Here is a 20,449-nt window from a genome sequence, read left to right as displayed (position 1 = left end):
GTCCAGGTGACGAAGGTTGGCGATGACACCCCACTCTGGCTGTTCGCCGATCAGCTCGGCATCTCCACGTACGGCGGGGAACACGCCCACCGCGAGGTGTTGCTGGTCGAGGCGCAGTCCGCCCTGCGCAAGCGGCGCTACCACCGGCAGAAGCTGCACCTCGTGCTCTCCGCGCTCCGGCACGCGGACAAGGGCCTGGGCGACCGCGCGACGCTACTGAAGACCGACGACTACACCGAGGCGCTCGAGCAGTTCGGCCGGCCCGTCCTGGTCTTCCAACCGACGTCGTTCGCCGCGGAGCGTTTCGTCAACAGGCTGAACGAGCAGGGACTGGTGGCCGACGTGCTGCCGACGCCCACCTTCGCGCTGCCACGCAGCGACTTCAAGGAGTGGGCCGGCGAGCGCACCCGCTTCCGCATGGAGGACTTCTACCGCGACCAGCGCCGCCGCTTCGACGTCCTGATGGAGGGCAAGGACCCCGTCGGCAACCGGTGGAACTACGACGAGGAGAACCGGGGATCACCCCCGAAGAAGCAGAAGACCCTCGGCGTCCCGCAGCCCTATCAGCCGCGCGAGGACGAGATCGACGAGCAGGTCCGCGCCGACCTCGACGCGATGAACCTGGACACCGTCGGGGTCGACGGCCCGCGCCTGTTCGCGGTGACCCCACTCGAGGCGAAGCGTGCGCTGGACCGCTTCATCGAGCAGCGACTGTCCTCGTTCGGCCAGTACGAGGACGCGATGATGGGCGACGACTGGGCAATGTCGCACTCGCTGCTGTCGGTGCCGCTGAATCTCGGCGTCCTGCATCCGCTCGACGCCGTGCACGCCGCCGAACGCGCCTACCGGGAGGACGGCGCCCCGTTGTCCGCCGTCGAGGGCTTCATCCGCCAGATCCTCGGCTGGCGCGAATACATGTGGCACCTCTACTGGCACTTCGGCGAGGACTACCTCGACGAGAACGAACTCGGAGTCCACCAGCCGCTGCCGGACTGGTGGACCGAACTCGACGCGGACGCGATCACCGCCGAGTGCCTGCGCCACGCGATGATGGGCGTCCGCGACAGGGGCTGGACCCACCACATCCAGCGGCTCATGATCCTGGGAAACCATGCGCTGCAACGCGGATATCAGCCGCGCGACCTCACCGAGTGGTTCTCCACCGCGTTCGTGGATGGCTTCCGCTGGGTGATGCCGACCAACGTCGTCGGCATGAGTCAGCACGCCGACGGTGGGAGGCTCGCCACGAAGCCCTACGCCTCGGGCGGCGCGTACATCAACAAGATGAGCGACCACTGCGGCGACTGCCAGTACGACCCCAAGAAGCGCCTCGGCGACGATGCGTGCCCGTTCACCGCCGGCTACTGGCAGTTCGTGCACCGCAACCGGAACCTGCTGGCGGGCAACAACCGCACTCGCCGCGCCGTGTCGTCGATGGATCGGCTCTCGGACCTCGAACCCGTCCTGGAGCAGGAAGCCGAACGCACCCAGTTCTAGACCGTGACCAGGCGGTAGAGCCCGATCAGGCCCACGATCACGATCACGGCGCGTAGCGCATTCGGCGACAGTCGGCGGCCGTAGTGCGCGCCGAGGAACCCGCCGATGAGCGAGCCGATCGCGATCAGACCGGCGGCCGGCCAGCTGATCCTGTCGAAGGCCACGAGCGTGTAGGCCACGGCCGCAACCACGTTCACGATCAGCGACAGCAGGTTCTTCGCGGCATTCATCCGTTGCATGTCCTCGGGAAGCAGCGCACCCATCACCGCGATCAACAGAATCCCCTGGGCGGCGGTGAAGTAGCCGCCGTAGACGCCCACCGCGAAGGTCCCGACCACCAGCGCGGCCATCCGACCCCGCGAGATGTGTTCCAGCGACCGGCCTGCGCGCTCCGAGCGCGCCCTGGCCCACGACTGGATCCTCGGGCCGATGATCACCAGGAGCAACGCGCCGATCAGCAACACCGGCACGACGGTGATGAAGACCCGCTCCGGCAGATGCAACAGCAGCCAGGCGCCGCCGATCGCGCCGAGCAGCGAGCCGGGGATCTGCCACTTCAGCCGGTGCCACTGCCCGCGCAGTTCGCGGCGGTACCCCCACGTGCCGGAGACACCACCCGCCACCAGGCCGACCGCATTCGACATCGTCGCGGTCACCGGCGGATAGCCGAGCGCCACCAGCGTGGGGAACGTGATCAGGGTGCCTGACCCGACGACCGCGTTGATGGCACCTGCACCCACCCCAGCAAGGGCGATCAGAATCATGTCGATGACGGGCACCGACGAAACGTTAGTGGGTCACCCCGGACCCACCGTCACCGAGCGTCGTCGACCACGTGCACCGGACGCGGCGCCTCGTCACCCGACGCATCGAGCCCCGGCGGGACGTACGTCGGCGCCTTGGTGATCCTGGCGGCCAGGACGACGAAGAAGGCCCAGGCGATGACGATCGCGCCGTAGATCACGGTCGACCACGGGCTCGTGACGCCGAAGTATTCGACCAGTTTCTGGGCATTGGTCAGCACGACCACGCCACCGACGCCGGCACCGAGCAGCGCCGGACTGATTCGGCTCACCAGCCACGCCGCCAACGGCGCCGCGATGACGCCGCCGACGGCCAGCCCCAAGACGACCGGGAGGTTGTCGAAGAACTGCTCACGCAACCCCACCAGGAAGCCGACCGAGGCCGACACGGCGACGAGGAACTCCGAGGCACTCACCGAGCCGATCACCGTGCGTGGAGCCGTCTTGCCGCTCGACAACAGGGTGCTCGACGTGACGGGGCCCCAGCCACCGCCGCCCGAGGCGTCGATGAATCCACCGAATAACCCGAGCGGGGTGAGGAACTTCGCGCCGTGCTTCGTCGTGCCGACCTTCACCGCGGGCGGCATCCGCAGCGAGAAGCGGAGCAGCACGTACACGCCGATCGCCAGCAGGATCGACGCCATCACGGGTGCGGCATCCTCGGTCGACAGGGAGCTCAGCACAGTGGCGCCGAGGAACGCACCGATCGCCCCGGGCACGCCGAGCTTGAGCACGATGTGCCAGTCGATGTTCTTGAACTTCCAGTGCGCCAGCCCGGAGGCGAGCGTCGTACCCACCTCTGCGAGGTGCACGGCCGCACTGGCTTGAGCCGACGCGACGCCGCTGAGCACCAGCAGCGTCGACGCGGTCACGCCGAAGGCCATGCCCAGGGCACCGTCGACGAGCTGGGCACCGATGCCAACCAGGGTGAAGATGATGAGCGAACGCATGGGTTCGTTGACTTTCGACGATGAGGCCGCGTGCGACCGTCAGGAGTGCAAGGACGCGTATCTAAGGACGCGTACGACACCACTCGTCGAATGCCATCAGCCGCCGGGACGGCCAGAACGGCTCGAGCGCGAACGCAGACGAGGGGGCGGTGCGGTAGGCATGCTCGGCCACCGGCGCACTCCTCTCGTCGTCCGTGCTCAATTCACCGTACCGCTAGACCGCGCTACCGCTTCGAGCCGGCTCCGCGCTTCTCGCGGACCCGCACGTTGATCCGGATCGGACTGCCCTCGAAACCGAACGTCTCGCGCAGACGGCGCTCCAGGAACCGGCGGTACCCCGCCTCCAAGAACCCCGTCGTGAACAGCACGAAGGTGGGCGGTCGGGCCGTCGCCTGAGTGGCGAACAGGATTCGCGGCTGCTTGCCACCGCGCACCGGCGGCGGCGTCGCGGCGACGACCTCCTTGAGGAAGGTGTTGAGCCGTCCGGTCGAGATGCGGGCATCCCACGACTCGAGTGCGCTCTCCAGCGCCGGAGCCAACTTCTGCACCGCGCGGCCGGTCTTGGCCGAGATGTTGATCCGATGCGCCCACTGCAACTGCGCGAGTTCGCGCTCGATCTCCTTGTCCAAGGTGTACCGACGGTCCTCGTCGACCAGATCCGCCTTGTTGAATGCGATCACCAAAGCCCGGCCGGACTCGATCACCATCGCCAGGATCCGCTGATCCTGCTCGGTGAGCGTCTCCGAGGAGTCGATCAGCACGATCACGACCTCGGCGGCGTCGATCGCCCCGCGCGTCCGCACGGAGGCGTAGAACTCGTGCCCGCTCGCCTGTCCCACCTTGCGACGCAGACCGGCCGTGTCGATGAACCGCCACAGCTTGCCGTCCATCTCGATCAGCGAGTCGACCGGATCCACCGTCGTGCCAGCCACGTCGTGCACCACCGAGCGTTCGTCGCCGGCCAGGCGGTTCAGCAGTGAACTCTTGCCGACGTTCGGCTTGCCCACCAGCGCGACGCGGCGTGGTCCAGCGCCACCGGTGGCCACTTCGGACGCCTCGGGCAGCTTCTCCAGAACCACGTCGAGCAGGTCGGCCACGCCGCGCCCGTGGATGGCGCTGACCGAGTACGGCTGCCCCAGCCCCAGCGACCACAGCGCGGCCGCCTCGGATTCGACGCGCTCGCTGTCGACCTTGTTGGCCGCGAGAAACACCGGCTTTCCGGCCCGCTGCAGCTTCTTGGCGGCGGCCTCGTCGGCCGCCGTCGCACCGACGACCGCGTCGACCACCAGGATGATCGCGTCCGCGGTGCGCATCGCCACCGATGCCTGCTCCGCGACCAACTGCTGCAATCCCTTGGCGTCGGGCTCCCACCCGCCGGTGTCCTGCACGACGAATCGACGGCCCAGCCAGTTCGCGTCGTAGGACACCCGGTCGCGGGTCACGCCGGGGATGTCCTGCACGACGGCTTCGCGACGGCCGAGGATGCGGTTGACCAACGTCGACTTCCCGACGTTGGGCCGGCCGACCACCGCCACCACCGGTGGCGGCGCGAAGTCCTCCTCGAGTTCGGCCTCGAACTCCTCCGAGCCGACCTCCCAGTCGGTTTCGTCGTACCAGGTGCCGTGCTCTTCGTCGCTCATCGCTGCCTTCTGCTCTTCGCGCAAGCGCTCATCGCTGCCCTCTGCTCTTCGCGCAAGCGCTCATCGCTGCCTCACTCGCGCCCGCTGCTCCACGAGATCCCGCAGATGCGCGACGACCTCGGCTTCGGTCATGTCACTGGAATCGACCACGATCGCGTCGTCGGCGGCCCGCAAGGGGGAGACCGCGCGCGTGGAGTCCAGATGGTCCCGGCGCCGGACGTCGGCAAGCACCGTCTCGTAGTCACTCGGCAGACCGTTGGAGACGTTCTGCTGGTTGCGCCGGCGGGCACGCTCCTCGGCCGATGCGGTCAGGAAGATCTTCACGTCGGCGTCGGGCAGCACCACCGTTCCGATGTCCCGGCCCTCCACCACGACGCTGCCCGGGCCGTCGGCGAGTTCGCGCTGCCGCTGCACCAGTCGCGTGCGAACCTCCGGGACCGCCGACACCGCGGACACCGCCCGCGTCACGGCATCGCCACGGATCTCGGCGGAGACGTCCTCGCCGGCGAGGTAGGAACGGTCTTCGTCGGGGTCGAAGCCCACGCCGAGGTCCACGCCGGACGCCAGATCCGCGACGGCACCGGAGTCCGACGTGTCGACGCCGGCACGGAGCACGGCCAGCGTCACGATCCGGTACATCGCACCGGTGTCGAGGTAGCGGGCACCCATGGCGCGCGCCAAACCCCTTGACACCGAAGACTTTCCGGTCCCGGCAGGCCCGTCGATGGCGATGATCGCCTCCGTCACATCCCCACCGCCTTGTACAAGTCGCCGATCTCCTTGGAGGTCAACACCCGGATGCTCCCCGGCCGCTGATCGCCCAGCTCGATGGAACCAATGTCGGTCCGCACCAATTCCTGCACCGGGAAACCCACCTCGGCAAGGAGGCGACGCACGATGTGCTTGCGACCCTCGTGCAGCGTGATCCGCACCATCGACTTGCCCGGTACCGCGCCGACGACGGCGAAGTCGTCGATCTCGACGGGACCGTCGTCCAACTCGATCCCGGCGCGCAGCTTCTTGCCCATTCCTCGCGGCACCGCCCCCAACACCGTCGCGAGATAGGTCTTCGGCACCTCGAACGACGGGTGCATCAGCCGGTGAGCGAGCTCCCCGTCGTTGGTCAGGATCATCAGACCCTCGGTGTCGGCATCGAGGCGGCCCACGTGGAACAGCTTGTGGTTGCCGCGCACCCGGTGCTCCACGATGTCGCCGACGCACGGCCTGCCGCGATCGTCGGACATCGTGGACTGCATGCCCTTGGGCTTGTTCAGTGCGAAGTGAACGAGGTTGTCGTCGACCATGATCCGCGCGCCGTCGACGCGAATGACCGACTTGTCCGGATCCACCCTGCTCCCGAGTTCGGTGACGATCTCACCGTCCACCTCGACCCGCCCGTCGGTGATCATGCGCTCCGCGACGCGCCGCGAGGCAACACCGGCCTGCGACAACACCTTCTGCAGGCGAACCCCTTCATCGTCTCCGGCCACGTCAGTCCTTGTCCACGTCGAATGACAACGGCTGGCTGCCCGCCGCCGGGTTACCGCCGAGCTTCATGAATCGTGGCTCCTCGCTTAGTGTTTCGGTGATGTCGTCGATGACGTCGACGTTGGGTAGCAGTGGCGCGATGTCGGGCAGGTCGCGCAGCGACGTCAACCCGAGCCGTTCCAGGAACAGCTCGGTCGTCGCGAACGTCACCGCACCGCCATCGGGATCGACACCCGCCTCGGTGATGAATCCGCGGGCCAGCAGCGTGCGCATCACCGCGTCGACGTTGACGCCTCGCACGGCGCTGACCCGAGCCCTGGTGACGGGTTGACGGTAGGCGACCACGGCCAACGTCTCCAATGCCGCGCGCGTCAACTTCGATCGCGTGCCGTCGAGCAGCAGGCGCTCGACGAAGGTCGCGTACCGGGCACGGGTGTACATCCGCCACCCACCGCCCGCCTCGCGCAGGTCGATGCCGCTGTCGCGGGCAGCGAGATCGCCGGCCATCTGCTGCAGTCTGGCCTGCACGCGGTAGGCGGGCTGCTCGCACGCCCCGGCCAGTGCGTCCACCGGGACGGGGGCGTCGACCACCAGGAGCAACGCCTCCAGCACGGCGCCCAGTTCGGCGTCGCTCATGTCGGTGGGTTCGGCGAGGTCGATGCCGAGATCGGTGTGCTCGCCGTGGTCCTGCTGGGCGGGGTCTTGGTCGCTCATGAGTCTTCTTCCACCGCTGCTGCCAGATTCTCGTTGGTGGGCCGGTCGCCGGTCCACGAAACGTGCAGCACTTCAAGCGGTTCTGGTTGCTCGAATGTTACCGCTCTGGCGCGGTACAACTCGAGGAGCGCCAGGAAGCGGCCCACGATCTCGAGCCCACCCGAGCAGTCGGCGACCAGGTCGGAGAACGTCGCCCACTCCCCCACGCCCCGAGCCTCGAGCAATGCGAGCAGGCGCTTGGCCTGCTCGGGCACCGACACGGCAGGCTCGTGCATGTGGTCCAGGCGCACCGACGGCACCGGCCGAGGCGTGAACGCCGCGGCAGCGATGTTGGCGAAGCTGTCTGGGTCGACCCCGAGCATCACCTCGGGCAACAAATCGGCGTACCGGTCCTCCAACGACACCGACCGGGGATAGCTGCGCATCGCCGCCGCCTCGAGTTCGGCGAACATCAGCGCGACGTGCTTGAACGCCCGGTACTGCAGCAGGCGCGCGAACAGCAGGTCGCGGACCTCCAGCAGTGCCAGGTCCTCCTCGTCGTCGACGTCGCCCGAGGGCAGCAGACGTGCGGCCTTGAGGTCCAGCAGGGTGGCCGCGACCACGAGGAACGCCGTGGTCTCGTCGAGTTCGAGTTGGCGTCCGATCGCCTTCGTGTAGGCGATGAACTCGTCGGTGACCTGGTGCAGTGCGACCTCGGTGACGTCGAGCCGATGAGCGAAGATCAGCTGCAACAGCAGATCGAACGGTCCCTCGAAGTTGCTCAGCCGCACCTGAAAGCCGGCCTGGGGTGTTGCCTCCTCCGACGTCGCCGTGTCCGTGCTCACGCGCCGAACCGGTCGATGACTTCGCGGGCCAGCGATCGATACGCCAGCGCGCCGCCCGACTTGGGCGCCCACGTGGTGATCGGCTCGCCGGCGACACTCGTCTCCGGGAAGCGAACGGTACGGGTGATCACGGTGTCGAAGACCAAGTCGCCGAAGCGTTCGACGACGCGAGCCATCACCTCGCGGGCGTTGACGGTGCGCGGGTCGTAGCGGGTGACCAGGATGCCGCTGATCGACAGCTTCGGGTTCAGCCGGTCGTGCACCTTCTCCACGGTGTCGGTCAGCAGCGCCAGTCCGCGCAGCGAGAAGTACTCGCACTCGGTGGGGATGATCACACCGTCCGCGCAGGCCAGTCCGTTGACCGTCAGCAGACCGAGAGACGGCTGGCAGTCGATGAGCACGTAGTCGTACCGATCGAGCACTGGGTACAGCGCACGCGCGAGTGACTGCTCGCGGCCCACCTCGTTGACGAGCTGGATCTCCGCGGCGGACAGGTCGATGTTGCTCGGCACCAGGTCCAGACCGCTCACCCGGGTCTTGTACAGCACCTGATCGATGGACACCCGAGGCTCGACGAGCAGGTTGTGCACGGTCTGGTCGAGTTCGTAGTGCGGGACGCCGAGGCCTGCCGACAGCGCGCCCTGAGGGTCGAGATCCACCAGCAGCACCCGGCGGCCGTACTCGGCGAGGCTGGCGCCCAGGTTGATGGTCGACGTGGTCTTACCGACCCCGCCCTTCTGGTTGCACATCGCGATGACCTTGGCCGGGCCATGGCTGGTCCGCGGCTGCGGTTCGGGGATGTGTCGTATCGGACGCCCCGTCAGACCGGTGCCGTCGGTCGTGCCGCCCGACTCCTCGGTGCTCATGCGTAGCCGCCGCTGGTCATGCAACCCCCGGGCTTGGCGAACATCCGGTGAAGTCTAACGGCGATGAGGCCTCGGCAACGCCAGACCCGCAGGCCGGGCGTCACGTCGGGCACGGTCGGGCTCACCGGGCCCGGGGATGGGCCCCGGCCCAGACCTCTCGCAGCGCACTGACCGTGACGAGGGTGTAGATCTGGGTGGTCGTCACCGAGGCGTGGCCGAGGAGCTCCTGCACGACGCGGACGTCGGCCCCGCCTTCGAGGAGATGGGTGGCGAACGAGTGTCGCAGCGTGTGCGGGGACACCGCCGCCGAGATCCCGGCCCGCTCGGCAGAGTCCTGCAGCACCTGCCAGGCGCTCTGCCGGGACAGCCGGCCACCGCGGGCGTTGAGGAAGATCGCCCCTTGGGCAGGAGCGGAGCGACCCGGGGAAGACACGAGCGTGCCCTTGCCGCGGCGCGCCAGGTCGGGCCTGCCGCGGACGAGGTAGGCGTCCAGCGCGCTCACCGCAGGCCTGCCGATCGGCACCAGGCGCTGCTTGCCTCCCTTACCGCGGAGCAGCACCGACCGCGAGTGGACGTCCACGTCGTCGACGTCGAGCCCCACGGCCTCGGAGATCCGGGCGCCGGTGGAGTACAGCACCTCGAGCAGCGCACGGTTGCGCAGCGTCAGCGGTCCGTCGGCCTCGCCGTCGCCGCCTGCGCCCTCGAGCAGTGCCAGCACCTCGTCGACGCCGAGGCTCTTCGGCAGTCTGCGCCCGGGCGTCGGCGGTTTCACCGCGCGCGCGACGTCGACGTCGGTGAGCCCCTCCGCGGCGGCGAAGCGGTGCAGCCCGCGCACCGCGATCAGCGCACGCGCGGCGGACACGGCCGACAGCGCCACCGCGCCCGCGTCGGGATCGCCCTTGCGCAACGCCACCAGGAACTCGCTGACGTCGGCCTCGGTGACGTCGCGCAGATCGGCCACGTGGCGCGACGCGAGGTGTTCGGCGTAGCGGCGCAGATCGCGCCGGTAGGACGTCAGCGTGTTGGCTGCCACCCCGCGTTCGATGGCCAGGTGATCGAGGTAGCCCCGAAGCTGCTCGTCGAGTACCGCGGTGTCACCCGTGGACTCGGCGCGCGCCTCGAAGGTGGTCACCTCTGCCGGGCCCTGAAGGCACTCGAGCGGTCACGCCACGGCGCGTCGACGCCTCGCAGCGTCTCGACGTCGGTGGTCGTGGCAGCGGCCAGGATTCCGGCGACGGCAAGGGAGTTCACGATCTCGCCGGCCAGCACCATCTCGACCGCCTTCGCGAGCGGCATCCGCTCGACCTTCAAGTCGGCCTCCTCGTCGTGGGCCTCGGGTCGATCGACCTCGGTCAGGTCGGTGGCCAGGTAGATCCGTACGCTCTCGTCGCTGAAGCCGGCCGCGGAGATGACGTCGACCAGCACGCGCCAGGTCCCGGCGACGAGGCCGGCTTCCTCCGTCAATTCGCGGGCCGCACTCTCGTGCGCCGGTTCGTCACCCATGTCGAGCAGGCCTGCGGGCAACTCCCACAGCCGTCGCTTCACCGGATGGCGGTACTGATGCACCATCACGACGTTGCGGTCGTCGTCGAGTGCCACGATGCCCACGGCTCCGTAGTGCTCGACGATCTCGCGCCGTGCGGTCCCGCCACCGGGCATCCGCACCTCGTCGGCGCGCAGGGCGAAGATCTTCCCGACGTACAGCGTCTCGCTGGCGACGGTGACGAATTCGTGGTCAGCCACGGGCGGCCGGCTCTTCGACGCGCTCGGCGGTGCTCGTCGGCTCCTCGCGCGAGCGCTCGTCGGCGTCGAACTCCATCGGAAGCCGCTCTGCCGCCTTGTAGTCCAGCGCTGCGCCGACGAACGCCGCGAACAGCGGGTGCGGACGCGTCGGCCGGCTCTTGAGTTCGGGATGCGCCTGGGTGCCGACCAGGAAGGGATGGATTTCGCGGTCGTACTCGACGAACTCGACGAGGTGACCGTCGGGCGACGTGCCGGAGAACCGCAGGCCGCTCTCGACGATCTTGTCCCGGTAGGCGTTGTTCACCTCGTAGCGGTGCCGGTGCCGCTCGGACACGTCGGTCGACTGATACGCCGTGGCCACGATCGAATCGGGTTGCAGGACGGCCGGGTACGCGCCGAGGCGCATCGTCCCACCGAGGTCGGCCTCCCCCGCCACGATGTGCTCCTGGTCGGCCATGGTCGCGATCACGGGATCCGGCGTGTCCGGGTCGAACTCGGCCGAGCTGGCCTCGGTGAGCCCCACCGACCGCGCGGCCTCGATGACGATGCACTGCAGGCCAAGGCACAACCCGAGGACCGGGATGCCGTGCGTGCGGGCGAACTTGATCGCACCGATCTTGCCCTCGATGCCGCGGATGCCGAAGCCACCGGGGATCAAGACCCCATGGACGTCGTTCAGCGCCGCGGCGGCGTTCGCGTCGAGTTCGCAGTCGTCAGAGCCGACCCAGCGGATCTCCACCTTCGCGTGCTGCTTGAAGCCACCGGCGCGCAGCGCCTCGGCGACCGACAGGTACGCATCGGAGAGGTCGATGTACTTGCCCACCAATGCGATTCGCACGGTCTCGCGGGGTTCGTGGACCCGGTGCAGGAGGTCGTTCCACTGCGTCCAGTCGACGTCGCGGAACGGCAGGTTGAGCTTGCGCACCACGTACGCGTCGAGTTCCTCGCGGTGCAACACCTTCGGGATGTCGTAGATCGACGGCGCGTCCGGTGTCGAGATGACGCCGTCGATGTCGACGTCGCACATCAGGGCGATCTTGTTCTTCAGCGGTTCCGGTACGTCGCGGTCACACCGCAGGATCAACGCGTCGGGGCTGATGCCGATGCTGCGCAGCGCGGCCACGGAGTGCTGGGTCGGCTTGGTCTTCAGTTCCCCGGACGGAGCCAGGTACGGCACCAGCGACACGTGCAGGAAGAAGCAGTTGTCCCGGCCCACCTCGTGACGGACCTGACGGGCGGCCTCGAGGAAGGGCAGCGACTCGATGTCGCCGACGGTGCCACCGATCTCGGTGATCACCACGTCGGGCCGGGTGCCGTCGGCGTCCGGGAGCCCCATCGCCAGGATGCGGCGCTTGATCTCGTCGGTGATGTGCGGGATCACCTGAACGGTGTCGCCGAGGTACTCGCCACGGCGTTCCTTGGCGATCACCGTCGAATAGACCTGCCCGGTCGTGACGTTGGCCGAACCGCTGAGGTTGCGGTCGAGGAAGCGCTCGTAATGCCCGACGTCGAGGTCGGTCTCGGCGCCGTCCTCGGTGACGAACACCTCACCGTGCTGGAACGGATTCATGGTGCCCGGGTCCACGTTGAGGTACGGGTCGAGCTTCTGCATGGTCACCTGCAGACCCCGCGCCGTGAGCAGCTGCCCGAGGCTACTGGCCGTCAGGCCCTTGCCCAGCGAAGACGCGACACCACCACTGACGAAGAGGTGTTTGGTCGCGGTCTGCGGGTGCTTGCGTAGTGATGGCAACAGCGACCTCCGTGGTGATGGGGCAGGGCTTGGTTTTCCGGGCTGACGCCTGGTTCGGGGCCTGCCGACCCACGGAATCTCACCCTAACACCGACGCCGTCGGAGTGTCGTTGGCGCGCCGCAGATGCGGTGTCGCCCACTCCTCGGCTACTGCGGCAGGGTGACCGAGGCGGCGCCCTGGCCGACGCCGTACTGGCCGGGACTCCCGCCGCCTGCGAGGTCGGCTAGGGCGAGAACGGCGGTGATCCGACCGGACTGCGCGTCGACGTCGTCGACGGTGCTCACCGCGCCGCTCAGGCTCGGGTCGGATCTGATCACCGACACCGCAGCCGTGCCCGATGCCGAGCCGTCGCGACCGACGACCACGGTCCCGGCGCCGTGCGGGGCGAGACCGCCCGCGAGGCGGGCGACGGTGGACCCCTGATTGCCTGCGTCCTCGGCAAGGCCCGCGCCGGTGACGATGAGGGCCGTGTCGGCGAGCCCGATGCGCTGCTCGCCGTAGGTCAGGAAGCCGGTGTCGCGCAGCGTGGCCAGCACGGTGTCGCGTTGTGCGTCGTCGACGCCCGCGGCGGCGGGGTCCTTGCCGCGCAGCAGCGACAGGCCGAGCAGGTCACCCGCCTGGGATCCCTGGTCGACCAGCTTGGTGCTCAGCTGGCGGCCCGCGGGAACGATCGGCGAGTTCACCACCGACAGCAACTTCTCCGCGGAGTTGGCTTCGACGAACTCCTGGGTGAGCGCGATCGTGCCCGTGACGGTGCCGCCTGCCGTCCCCACGTAACGGGTCAGCGCGTCGACGTCGTCGTCGGCGGCGTCGGGAGTGCGGAACACGACGACCGACTTGTCCTTCAACGCGTCACGCAGGATGCGGGGCGACATCTGCGAGTCGAAATCACCGGCGGCGCTGAGCCGTTCGTTGAGTGCGTTCTTCTCCTCGGTGAGGTCGTCGATCTGCGTCTGCAGTTCGGTCTTGTCGTCGCGCAATCCGGCCAGCAGCGTGTTGGACAGCAGACCGGAACCGAGCATGACCCCGATCGCCAGGGCCAGGAACACCGCGGCGAGCGATATGGCATGCGAGCGAAGCGAGATCACCGTCGGGCCCTAGGTGACCAGACCCTGGACCCACAGGGAGAACTGATCCCAGTAGGTCGAAACCCATTGCAGCACTGCGGCATCGGCACGCGACACCCACAGCGCGACGATCACGGCAACCAACATGGCGAGCACCAGCAGGGCGATCGCGCCGCCGGAGATCCGGCTGCGGTACAGCGTCGCCACGGCCTTGGCGTCGACGAGCTTCTCGCCCACCTTGAGCCGGGTGAGGAACATCGACGGGTTGCTGTCCTGGCGGGTGCGGTCGAAGAACTCTTCGATGTTCGCGGTGTGCCCCGCGGTCACGATGAGCGACGCCCCGTGGTGATCGCACAGCAGCAGCGCCAGGTCGGCAGCCGAACCCGCCGCCGGGAACGTCATCGCGCCCACGCCGAGGTCCTGGATGCGTTCGAGGCCCTTCGCGTGCCCGTCGGCGTCCGCGGGCAGCACCACCTGTGCGCCCGAGCGCAGCACCTCGACGCTCATCACGTCGGGGTCGCCCACGATCAGGGCGGGCCGGTAGCCGGCCTTGCGCAGGATGTCCGCTCCGGTGCCGACGCCGACCAGAACCGGCTGGTACTCCTTGATGAACGGCTTGAGCGCCTTGAGGTCGTCGGCGGCGGCCGGCCCCTCCGCGACGACCACGACGTGACGGCGACTGACGTCGACGTCGATGTCGGGGATGCCCATCCCGTCGATCAGCAGCGGGCTCTCGCTCCGGATGAACTCGATCGTGTTGCCCGCGAACGCCTCCAGGTGCGCGACCAGACCCGTCTTCGCCTCGATCATCAGATCGTGGATCTCGAGGTCGGTGCGCTCGTGCCCCAGCGCGAGACGACGATCTCCGGTGTAGACGCCGCCGTTGTGCAGGCGGACCCGGGCACCGTCCTTGACCTTCTTGAAGATCTCGGGTCCGGTCTCGTCGATCAGGGTGACGCCATTGGCCACCAGCACCTCGGGGCCCAGGTTCGGGTAGCGCCCCGAGATGGAGGGGGACGCGTTGACGACCGCGGCCACCTGAGCCTCGACGAGCGCGTCGGCGGTGATCCGGTCGAGGTCCAGCGCGTCGATGACCACGATGTCGCCCGGCCCGACCCGCCGCAACAGTCGGTCGATGTCGCGGTCGACGCGGGCGGTACCTGAGACGCCGGGGCGGGTACCGGCGTTACGGGAGAGCAGCGCTGACATCTTCATGAGGGCGATTCTGTCGGCCAACCCTCAAGTTGAGGTGGAGGCGCGCCGAAACACCCGTCACTCCAGTTTCCTTTTGTCACATCTGCAACACGCATCGGGCAACGTTCGGTGACGGTTCCGCTCAGGCGGTTTGGCCCGCGTCCTGCAGCGCGTGCTCCCGCGCGGCCTCGAGCAGTTCGCGGGCGTGCGCGCGCCCGCTGTCCGACTCCCCCAAACCGGCCAGCATGCGCGCCAATTCGGCCACCCGCGCGTCGTCGTCGAGCCTGCGGACCTCGCTCGACTTTCCCCGTCCGCCGGTGCTGTCGACCATCAGGTGAACGTCGGCATACGCGGCCACCTGCGGCAGGTGAGTCACGACGATCACCTGATGCGTCCGCGCGAGCCGGGCCAGCCGCCGCCCGATCTGCACGGCGGCCCGACCGCCGACGCCCGCATCGACTTCGTCGAACACCATCGTGGTGCCCTCCGCCGACTTGGCGAGTACGACCTCCAGCGCGAGCATCACCCGCGACAGCTCACCGCCCGACGCACTCTTGGACAGCGGCAGCGCGTCCGATCCCGAGTGCGGCGTGAAGCCGAATTCGACCGCGTCGGTGCCGTGATGGCCGGCGTGCACGGTCTCGCCGGTGGGCAGGGTGAGCGGCGCCGAGTCGTCGGCCCGCGCGGGCATCGGCGACACCGAGATGGAGAAGCCCGCCCCGGTCATCGCCAGACCCGCGAGTTCAGCCGTGACGGCCTTGGCCAGCGCCTTCGCCGCCTTGGTACGTGCCTTGGTGATCGTGACGGCAGCGGTAACGACTGCGGCCTCCAGCTCGGTGACGCGTTGCGCCAGAGTGGCCAGCGCCTCCTCCGACACGTCGAGCTGCTGCACGCGTCGCCGCGCGTCCTCCGCCCACGCCAGCACGCCGTCGATGTCGGCTGCGTACTTGCGGGTGAGCGCGCGCAACTCCCCCTGCCGCGCCAGCTTCGCCTCCAGGGTGCTTGCGTCGCTGGGCAATTCGGACAGGAAGTCGCCGAGTTCGGTCGACACGTCGCCGATCACTGCCATCGCCTCGGTCAGCCGGTCGCCGAGTGTCCGCAGCGCAGCGTCGTCGGTGGCGCTCAGCGCGGCCTTCGCCTGGCCGACGCCGTCGGCGGCCGACGTCCCCTCGGCTGCCGGTTCGTCCACCGGGCCCGACAGCGCCGTGCGCGCCACCAGTGCGGCATCGCGGACGGCGTCGAGTTCGGAGAGTCTGCGGATGTCGTTGACGAGGGCCTCGTCCTCCCCCGGCATCGGCGCCACGGAGTCGATCTCCTGCAGACCGAACTGCAGCCGGTCGGCCTCCTGCGCCATCTCCCTGGCGCGCTGCCTGCGGTCGGCGAGATCGCGCCGCGCCGTCAGCCACGTCTCCCGCACACTGCGATAGCGGCCCAGCGCCGACTCGACGTCGACGAACCGGTCGAGCGCGGCGAGCTGCTCGTCGGGCCGCATCAACCGCAGCTGATCGTTCTGCCCGTGCAGGGCCAGCAGTTCGGTGGTGAACGTGCTCAGCGACTTCGCCGGGACGCTGCGGCCGCCCAGGTACGCCCGAGACGGGCCGTCGCGACTCACCGAGCGCGCCGCGATGACGCTGCCGTCGTCGTCGCGTACCGCGCCCGACGCGTCGAGCACCTCGTCGATGCGGGCGGCGACGTCCGGGGTCAAGTCGTCGGTGCTGAATCGTCCTTCGACGACGGCGCGGTCGGAGCCCGACCGCACGCGGTTGGCGTCTGCGCGGGCGCCGCCGAGCAGATGCAGACCCGTGACGACCATGGTCTTACCGGTTCCGGTCTCACCCGTCAGCACGGTCAGCCCGCGGTCGAACTCGGCGGTGGCTGCGTTGATGGCGCCCAGCGCCTCGATGCGTATCTCGGAGAGCACTACTGTCCGCGCCAACCCGTGACCGGCAGCCGGAACTTGCGCACCAGCCGGTCGGTGAACGGCGCACTGTCCAATCGGATCCACTTGAGCGGCGTTCCGCACCGGGTCACCTCGAGGCGGCCACCCGCAGGCACCTGCATCTCGCGGCGACCGTCACAGAACACCATCGCGTCGTAACCGCCGGCTTCGACCTCGATCGCGATCGCGGCATCCGGGCTGGTGACCATCGGCCGCGCGAACAGCGCGTGCGCATTGTTGGGCACCACCAGGATCGACTCGAGATCGGGCCACAGGATCGGGCCGCCCGCGGAGAACGCATACGCCGTCGACCCGGTCGGCGTCGACACCAGCACGCCGTCGCACCCGAAGGCCGAGACGGGACGTCCGTCGACCTCCAGCACGACGCCGAGGACGCCGAGCCGCGGGCCCTTCTCCAGGCTCGCCTCGTTGAGCGCCCACCCGCGTTGCACGATCTTGCCGTCGACGCGCACCACGACGTCGAGCGTCATGCGTTCCTCGACCCGGTAGTCACGCCGGATGACGTGCTCCAAGACGCTGTCGAGGGCGTCGGCCTCGGCTTCGGCCAGGAAGCCGATCCGGCCGAGGTTGACCCCGAGCACCGGGATCTCGACGTTGCGCGCCAATTCGGCTGCTCGCAGGAAGGTTCCATCGCCACCCAGGACGAGCACCAGCTCACACCCCTCGGCGGCCCGCTCGTCGGCGTCGACGACCCCGCTGTCCAGGTCCCACTCGGTCGGGTCGTGCGGCGCGAGACGCAGGGATCCGCGGTCCACGGCCTCGGCCGCGAGCACCCGCAGGGCGACCCCGTTGTCGCGGAGCACCTTCTCGACCCGCCGCGCGGTCTCGGTCGCGTCGTCGCGGCCGGTGTGCACCACGAGCAGAACAGTGCGTTCGCTGGTCACTGGGGCCCCTTCTCGACTGCGGTTCGGACGGCCGCGTCGAGCGCGGCACCGTCCAGCGATTCCGGTGCGGGCGTCCGCAGCCGGAGGAAGAACTCGACGTTGCCCGACGGCCCGGGTAGCGGGCTGGACGTCACATCGATTGCGGGCCAGCCCAGTTCGGCGGCCCGGCGCGCGACGGTCAGAACGGCGTCGATCCGCAGTTCGGGATCGCTCACCACCCCGCCCTGACCGACCCGTTCCCTGCCGACCTCGAATTGCGGCTTCACCATGGGAACGATATCGGCGTGCGGGGACGCGCACGACGCGAGCGCGGGTAGCACCGTCGTCAGCGAGATGAACGACAGGTCGGCGACGACGAGGTCGACCGGTCCGCCGATCATCTCCGTGGTGAGGTTGCGGACGTTCGTGCGCTCGACGACCGTGACGCGGTCGTCGGAGCGCAGCGACCACGCGAGTTGCCCGTATCCGACGTCCGCGGCCACGACCTCCACGGCGCCGCGGTCGAGCAGGACCTCGGTGAACCCGCCGGTCGACGCACCCGCGTCGAGGCATCGGCGGCCGGTGACGTCGATGCCGAAGGCGTCGAGGGCTCCGATCAGCTTGTGCGCGCCGCGGGACACCCACGTCCGTTCGTCCTCGGCCACGGTGAGCCGGGCGTCGAGGGACACCGCCGTCGCCGGTTTCGCGGCGGGCATGCCGTCGATCCGGACTCTGCCCGAACCGATCAATTCGGCCGCCTGCTGCCGAGACCGCGCCAGACCACGTCTGACGAGTTCGGCGTCGACCCGGGCACGACGAGTCACGCGCCTCCGCTCACCTGGCCGCGCTCGACCGACTCCAAGGCTCGAACCAAGAGGTCGTGCGCTTCTTCCAGGCGCACGGCGATGGCTTCCACGTCGGCGCCGGGGGCATGGGCTGCGGGCAGATCAGCGAGCAGCGCCTCGATCTCCACCCGAATCTGATCGGGGTCGGTACTCATGTCGGCTCTCACGCTAGCCGATGCGGCCGTCAGACCAGCGACCAGCGTTCCAGCGCCTGCCGTGCCACGTCGTCCGCCGCGTCGACGACGAACCCGGGTTCCACTTCCGATTCCCACACCGCACTGGCGACGGCGCGCACCACCGCCAGCGGATCGTCGGTCACGCCACCGTTCGCGTGGACGGTGACCCGGTCGCCGTCGACGTCCACGCGCCACGCCGGATGCGGTGCGACGCGCAGCGTGTCGGCGTCGTCGTGCAGCGACCGCAGGTCGGCCCCTAGGTAGTCCGGGCGCTCCCGGGGGACGGCGCGCACCATCTCCGGTGCCGTGCTCACGCCGGTGAGCACCATGAGGCTGGGCAGTCCCGCGGCGTTGGCGCCCGATATGTCGGTGTCCAGGCGGTCGCCGACCACCAGCGGCGACTCGAACCGTCCGCGGGCCAGTGCATCGTTGAGCAGGGTCGGCTCCGGCTTGCCGGCCACCTGGGGGTCCTGGTCGGTGGCTGTCCGCAGCGCGGCGACCATCGAGCCGTTCCCGGGCAGCAGGCCCCTCTCCGACGGCAGGGTGCGATCGACGTTGGCGGCAACCCACGTCGCACCTGAGCGGATGGCGAGCGCGGCCTCGGCGAGGTTGGCCCAGCCCGTCTCGGGTGAGTGCCCCTGCACGACGGCCGCGGGGTCGTCGGTTGCTTCGCGCACCGGCACCAGCCCGACGTTGCTCACCTCGTCGGCGAGCGCATCGGTGCCTATCACCAGAACCCGTGCGCCCGAGGGCAATTGGGACGCCAGCAGTTTGGCCGCGCTCTGCGCGCTCGTCACCACGTCGTCGGCATGGGCGACGAAGCCCATCTCGTTGAGGTGCTTGGCCACGTCGCCGGGTGCGCGCGAGGCATTGTTCGTGACGAACAGTGCCCGACCCGTCACCGACGCCAGGGTCTCGACGGACCCCTCGGTCGCCTGCTGGCCGCGAAAGACGGTGCCGTCGAGATCGAGGAGCAGGCAGTCGTGTTGCTGATCGAGAGTCGTCACCTCAGGAGAGCTCCGTGATGCGTTCCTCGGCGTCGGTGAGACCCTCGAGGTCGGCAGCGGCGGCGTGAATGAACCACTGCAGGGCGTCCGCCGTCCGGCCCAGTTCGAGGAGGGTGTCGGCGTAGACGTAGAACAGTCGCGCGGCGGTCTGGCCGGTGCGCGTGGAATCCAGTGGCGGCGACGACAGCCCCGCCAACGCCTGCTCGTGCTGCCCCAGATCGGAGCGTGCTCCCGCGACGACGATGCGCAATTCGTCGGCGTCGTCGCCGGTCAGCTCTGCTGCCTCGGGACTGCGGGACAGTTCGACCGCCCGTTCCGGTCGACCGACGCCGCGCTCGCAGTCGGCGATCAACGGCAGGAGCGCCGACTTGCTGCCCATGCGGCGAGCGGCGCGGAACTCCGAGAGCGCTTGCGCCCAGTCGCCGCAGTGGTAGGCCGCGATGCCCACGGCTTCACGCACGGCGGCGATCCGGCCGGCGCGGCCACGAGCGGCCTGCGCATGCTCGAGCGCCTTCTGCGGATTCTCTTCGAGGAGGTCACCGGCCGCGACGAGATGGCGGGCCACGTAGTCGGCAGTCGACTTGTCCAGGGTGAGGAGTTCACTGCGCACGTCGGGGGCCAGCTGCTTGGCCTCGATCTGTGGCGGTAGCGCAGGGCCCGTCCGTTCCCCGGAATCTCCGTCGGAGCGCGGCTGATTGGGCCGGGCACGGTTGGGGCCGGACGAACGGGGGGCGCCGCGGGAGTCACGTTGTGGCCGGCGAGGTCCACCCGACCCCGAGGGACGCTGTGACCGTCGGTCACCGCCTTGCCTGTCTTGGGCCACGTGATGCCTTCCTACTTCTCGCGCTTCTCCGCTGAGCTTACGGTTGTTCAAGCCAGCTGGCGACGACGGCCCAATTTGCGGGCTCGCTTCCGTAATTCGAATTCGAACGTGGAAATGCCAGTGGCCCCCAATCTTGGATTGGGGGCCACTGGTTTAAAGGGTGTTCGGCGGTGTCCTACTTTTCCGCCCGAAAGGGCAGTATCATCGGCGCTGGTAGGCTTAGCTTCCGGGTTCGGGA

Annotated in this window: 20 protein-coding genes; 1 reads left to right on the top strand and 19 read right to left on the bottom strand. The window is 69.1% G+C overall.

Features of this window, described 5'->3' with window-relative positions:
• Positions 1–6: 6 nt before the first annotated feature.
• A complete protein-coding gene (locus LOK44_RS00100) occupies positions 7–1,497 on the top strand; it encodes a cryptochrome/photolyase family protein (protein WP_237567960.1) in 1,491 nt (496 codons plus the stop codon).
• On the opposite strand, the gene LOK44_RS00095 is transcribed toward LOK44_RS00100, so the two are convergent.
• The 19 genes from LOK44_RS00095 to LOK44_RS00005 all read right to left on the bottom strand — a co-directional run bounded on the left by LOK44_RS00095 (position 1,494) and on the right by LOK44_RS00005 (position 20,211).
• On the bottom strand, positions 1,494–2,261 hold the full coding sequence (locus LOK44_RS00095; RefSeq protein WP_249782816.1) for a sulfite exporter TauE/SafE family protein: 768 nt from the start codon (positions 2,259–2,261) through the stop codon (positions 1,494–1,496). The genes LOK44_RS00100 and LOK44_RS00095 overlap by 4 nt on opposite strands.
• A 50-nt stretch (positions 2,262–2,311) precedes the next feature.
• Entirely contained in the window at positions 2,312–3,250 is a 939-nt protein-coding gene (locus tag LOK44_RS00090) for a sulfite exporter TauE/SafE family protein (protein WP_237567958.1), read from the bottom strand.
• Between the two features lie 224 nt (positions 3,251–3,474).
• Positions 3,475–4,890, bottom strand: a complete 1,416-nt coding sequence (gene der / locus LOK44_RS00085) for a ribosome biogenesis GTPase Der (protein WP_237567957.1) — start codon at positions 4,888–4,890, stop codon at positions 3,475–3,477.
• 60 nt (positions 4,891–4,950) lie between these two features.
• Complete coding sequence (cmk, locus tag LOK44_RS00080) at positions 4,951–5,637, bottom strand: (d)CMP kinase (RefSeq protein ID WP_237567956.1); 687 nt, start codon at positions 5,635–5,637, stop codon at positions 4,951–4,953.
• Positions 5,634–6,380 carry a pseudouridine synthase gene (locus tag LOK44_RS00075; RefSeq protein WP_237567955.1) on the bottom strand — a complete coding sequence of 249 codons (747 nt, stop codon included), beginning with the start codon at positions 6,378–6,380 and terminating at the stop codon, positions 5,634–5,636. Before LOK44_RS00075 ends, cmk begins: the two co-directional genes overlap by 4 nt.
• A 1-nt stretch (position 6,381) precedes the next feature.
• Positions 6,382–7,014: an SMC-Scp complex subunit ScpB gene (gene scpB / locus LOK44_RS00070; RefSeq protein WP_372481173.1), complete on the bottom strand. Its 633-nt coding sequence runs from the start codon at positions 7,012–7,014 to the stop codon at positions 6,382–6,384.
• A gap of 74 nt (positions 7,015–7,088) precedes the next feature.
• Positions 7,089–7,916, bottom strand: coding sequence for a segregation/condensation protein A (locus tag LOK44_RS00065; protein ID WP_237567953.1), 828 nt, complete (start codon positions 7,914–7,916; stop codon positions 7,089–7,091).
• Positions 7,913–8,782 (bottom strand): ParA family protein, encoded by an 870-nt coding sequence (locus LOK44_RS00060; protein ID WP_237567952.1) that lies wholly within the window; start codon positions 8,780–8,782, stop codon positions 7,913–7,915. Before LOK44_RS00060 ends, LOK44_RS00065 begins: the two co-directional genes overlap by 4 nt.
• 121 nt (positions 8,783–8,903) lie before the next feature.
• Positions 8,904–9,914 carry a site-specific tyrosine recombinase XerD gene (gene xerD / locus LOK44_RS00055; RefSeq protein ID WP_237567951.1) on the bottom strand — a complete coding sequence of 337 codons (1,011 nt, stop codon included), beginning with the start codon at positions 9,912–9,914 and terminating at the stop codon, positions 8,904–8,906.
• Positions 9,911–10,525 (bottom strand): NUDIX domain-containing protein, encoded by a 615-nt coding sequence (locus LOK44_RS00050; RefSeq protein WP_237567950.1) that lies wholly within the window; start codon positions 10,523–10,525, stop codon positions 9,911–9,913. The genes xerD and LOK44_RS00050 overlap by 4 nt, the downstream gene beginning before the upstream one ends.
• Positions 10,518–12,275 carry a CTP synthase gene (gene pyrG / locus LOK44_RS00045; RefSeq protein ID WP_237567949.1) on the bottom strand — a complete coding sequence of 586 codons (1,758 nt, stop codon included), beginning with the start codon at positions 12,273–12,275 and terminating at the stop codon, positions 10,518–10,520. Before pyrG ends, LOK44_RS00050 begins: the two co-directional genes overlap by 8 nt.
• Positions 12,276–12,422: 147 nt before the next feature.
• Complete coding sequence (locus tag LOK44_RS00040; protein ID WP_237567948.1) at positions 12,423–13,364, bottom strand: copper transporter; 942 nt, start codon at positions 13,362–13,364, stop codon at positions 12,423–12,425.
• A 9-nt stretch (positions 13,365–13,373) separates the two neighbouring features.
• The gene (gene steA, locus LOK44_RS00035; RefSeq protein ID WP_237567947.1) at positions 13,374–14,558 is read right to left on the bottom strand and encodes a putative cytokinetic ring protein SteA; all 1,185 of its coding nucleotides are present in this window, start codon (positions 14,556–14,558) and stop codon (positions 13,374–13,376) included.
• A gap of 121 nt (positions 14,559–14,679) precedes the next feature.
• Complete coding sequence (gene recN / locus LOK44_RS00030) at positions 14,680–16,458, bottom strand: DNA repair protein RecN (protein WP_237567946.1); 1,779 nt, start codon at positions 16,456–16,458, stop codon at positions 14,680–14,682.
• Complete coding sequence (locus LOK44_RS00025) at positions 16,458–17,381, bottom strand: NAD kinase (RefSeq protein ID WP_237567945.1); 924 nt, start codon at positions 17,379–17,381, stop codon at positions 16,458–16,460. Before LOK44_RS00025 ends, recN begins: the two co-directional genes overlap by 1 nt.
• Positions 17,378–18,184, bottom strand: coding sequence for a TlyA family RNA methyltransferase (locus tag LOK44_RS00020; RefSeq protein ID WP_237567944.1), 807 nt, complete (start codon positions 18,182–18,184; stop codon positions 17,378–17,380). Before LOK44_RS00020 ends, LOK44_RS00025 begins: the two co-directional genes overlap by 4 nt.
• Positions 18,181–18,360 (bottom strand): hypothetical protein, encoded by a 180-nt coding sequence (locus LOK44_RS00015; protein ID WP_237567943.1) that lies wholly within the window; start codon positions 18,358–18,360, stop codon positions 18,181–18,183. The genes LOK44_RS00020 and LOK44_RS00015 overlap by 4 nt, the downstream gene beginning before the upstream one ends.
• A gap of 29 nt (positions 18,361–18,389) precedes the next feature.
• Positions 18,390–19,388, bottom strand: coding sequence for an HAD-IIA family hydrolase (locus LOK44_RS00010; RefSeq protein ID WP_237567942.1), 999 nt, complete (start codon positions 19,386–19,388; stop codon positions 18,390–18,392).
• 1 nt (position 19,389) lies between these two features.
• Positions 19,390–20,211 (bottom strand): tetratricopeptide repeat protein, encoded by an 822-nt coding sequence (locus LOK44_RS00005; protein WP_237567941.1) that lies wholly within the window; start codon positions 20,209–20,211, stop codon positions 19,390–19,392.
• Positions 20,212–20,449: the final 238 nt, after the last annotated feature.

The organism is Mycolicibacterium lacusdiani, from assembly GCF_021916785.1.
Taxonomy (GTDB): Bacteria; Actinomycetota; Actinomycetes; order Mycobacteriales; family Mycobacteriaceae; genus Mycobacterium; species Mycobacterium lacusdiani.
The sequence above is the reverse complement of the archived record's forward strand: the minus strand, read 5'-3'. Positions and strand labels throughout refer to the sequence as shown.

Coding starts and splice junctions, on each gene's coding strand:
- LOK44_RS00015 (WP_237567943.1), bottom strand. CDS start 18,360: ATGAGTACCGACCCCGATCAGATTCGGGTGGAGATCGAGGCGCTGCTC.
- der (WP_237567957.1), bottom strand. CDS start 4,890: ATGAGCGACGAAGAGCACGGCACCTGGTACGACGAAACCGACTGGGAG.
- steA (WP_237567947.1), bottom strand. CDS start 14,558: ATGAAGATGTCAGCGCTGCTCTCCCGTAACGCCGGTACCCGCCCCGGC.
- LOK44_RS00095 (WP_249782816.1), bottom strand. CDS start 2,261: ATGATTCTGATCGCCCTTGCTGGGGTGGGTGCAGGTGCCATCAACGCG.
- scpB (WP_372481173.1), bottom strand. CDS start 7,014: ATGAGCGACGCCGAACTGGGCGCCGTGCTGGAGGCGTTGCTCCTGGTG.
- LOK44_RS00060 (WP_237567952.1), bottom strand. CDS start 8,782: ATGAGCACCGAGGAGTCGGGCGGCACGACCGACGGCACCGGTCTGACG.
- LOK44_RS00090 (WP_237567958.1), bottom strand. CDS start 3,250: ATGCGTTCGCTCATCATCTTCACCCTGGTTGGCATCGGTGCCCAGCTC.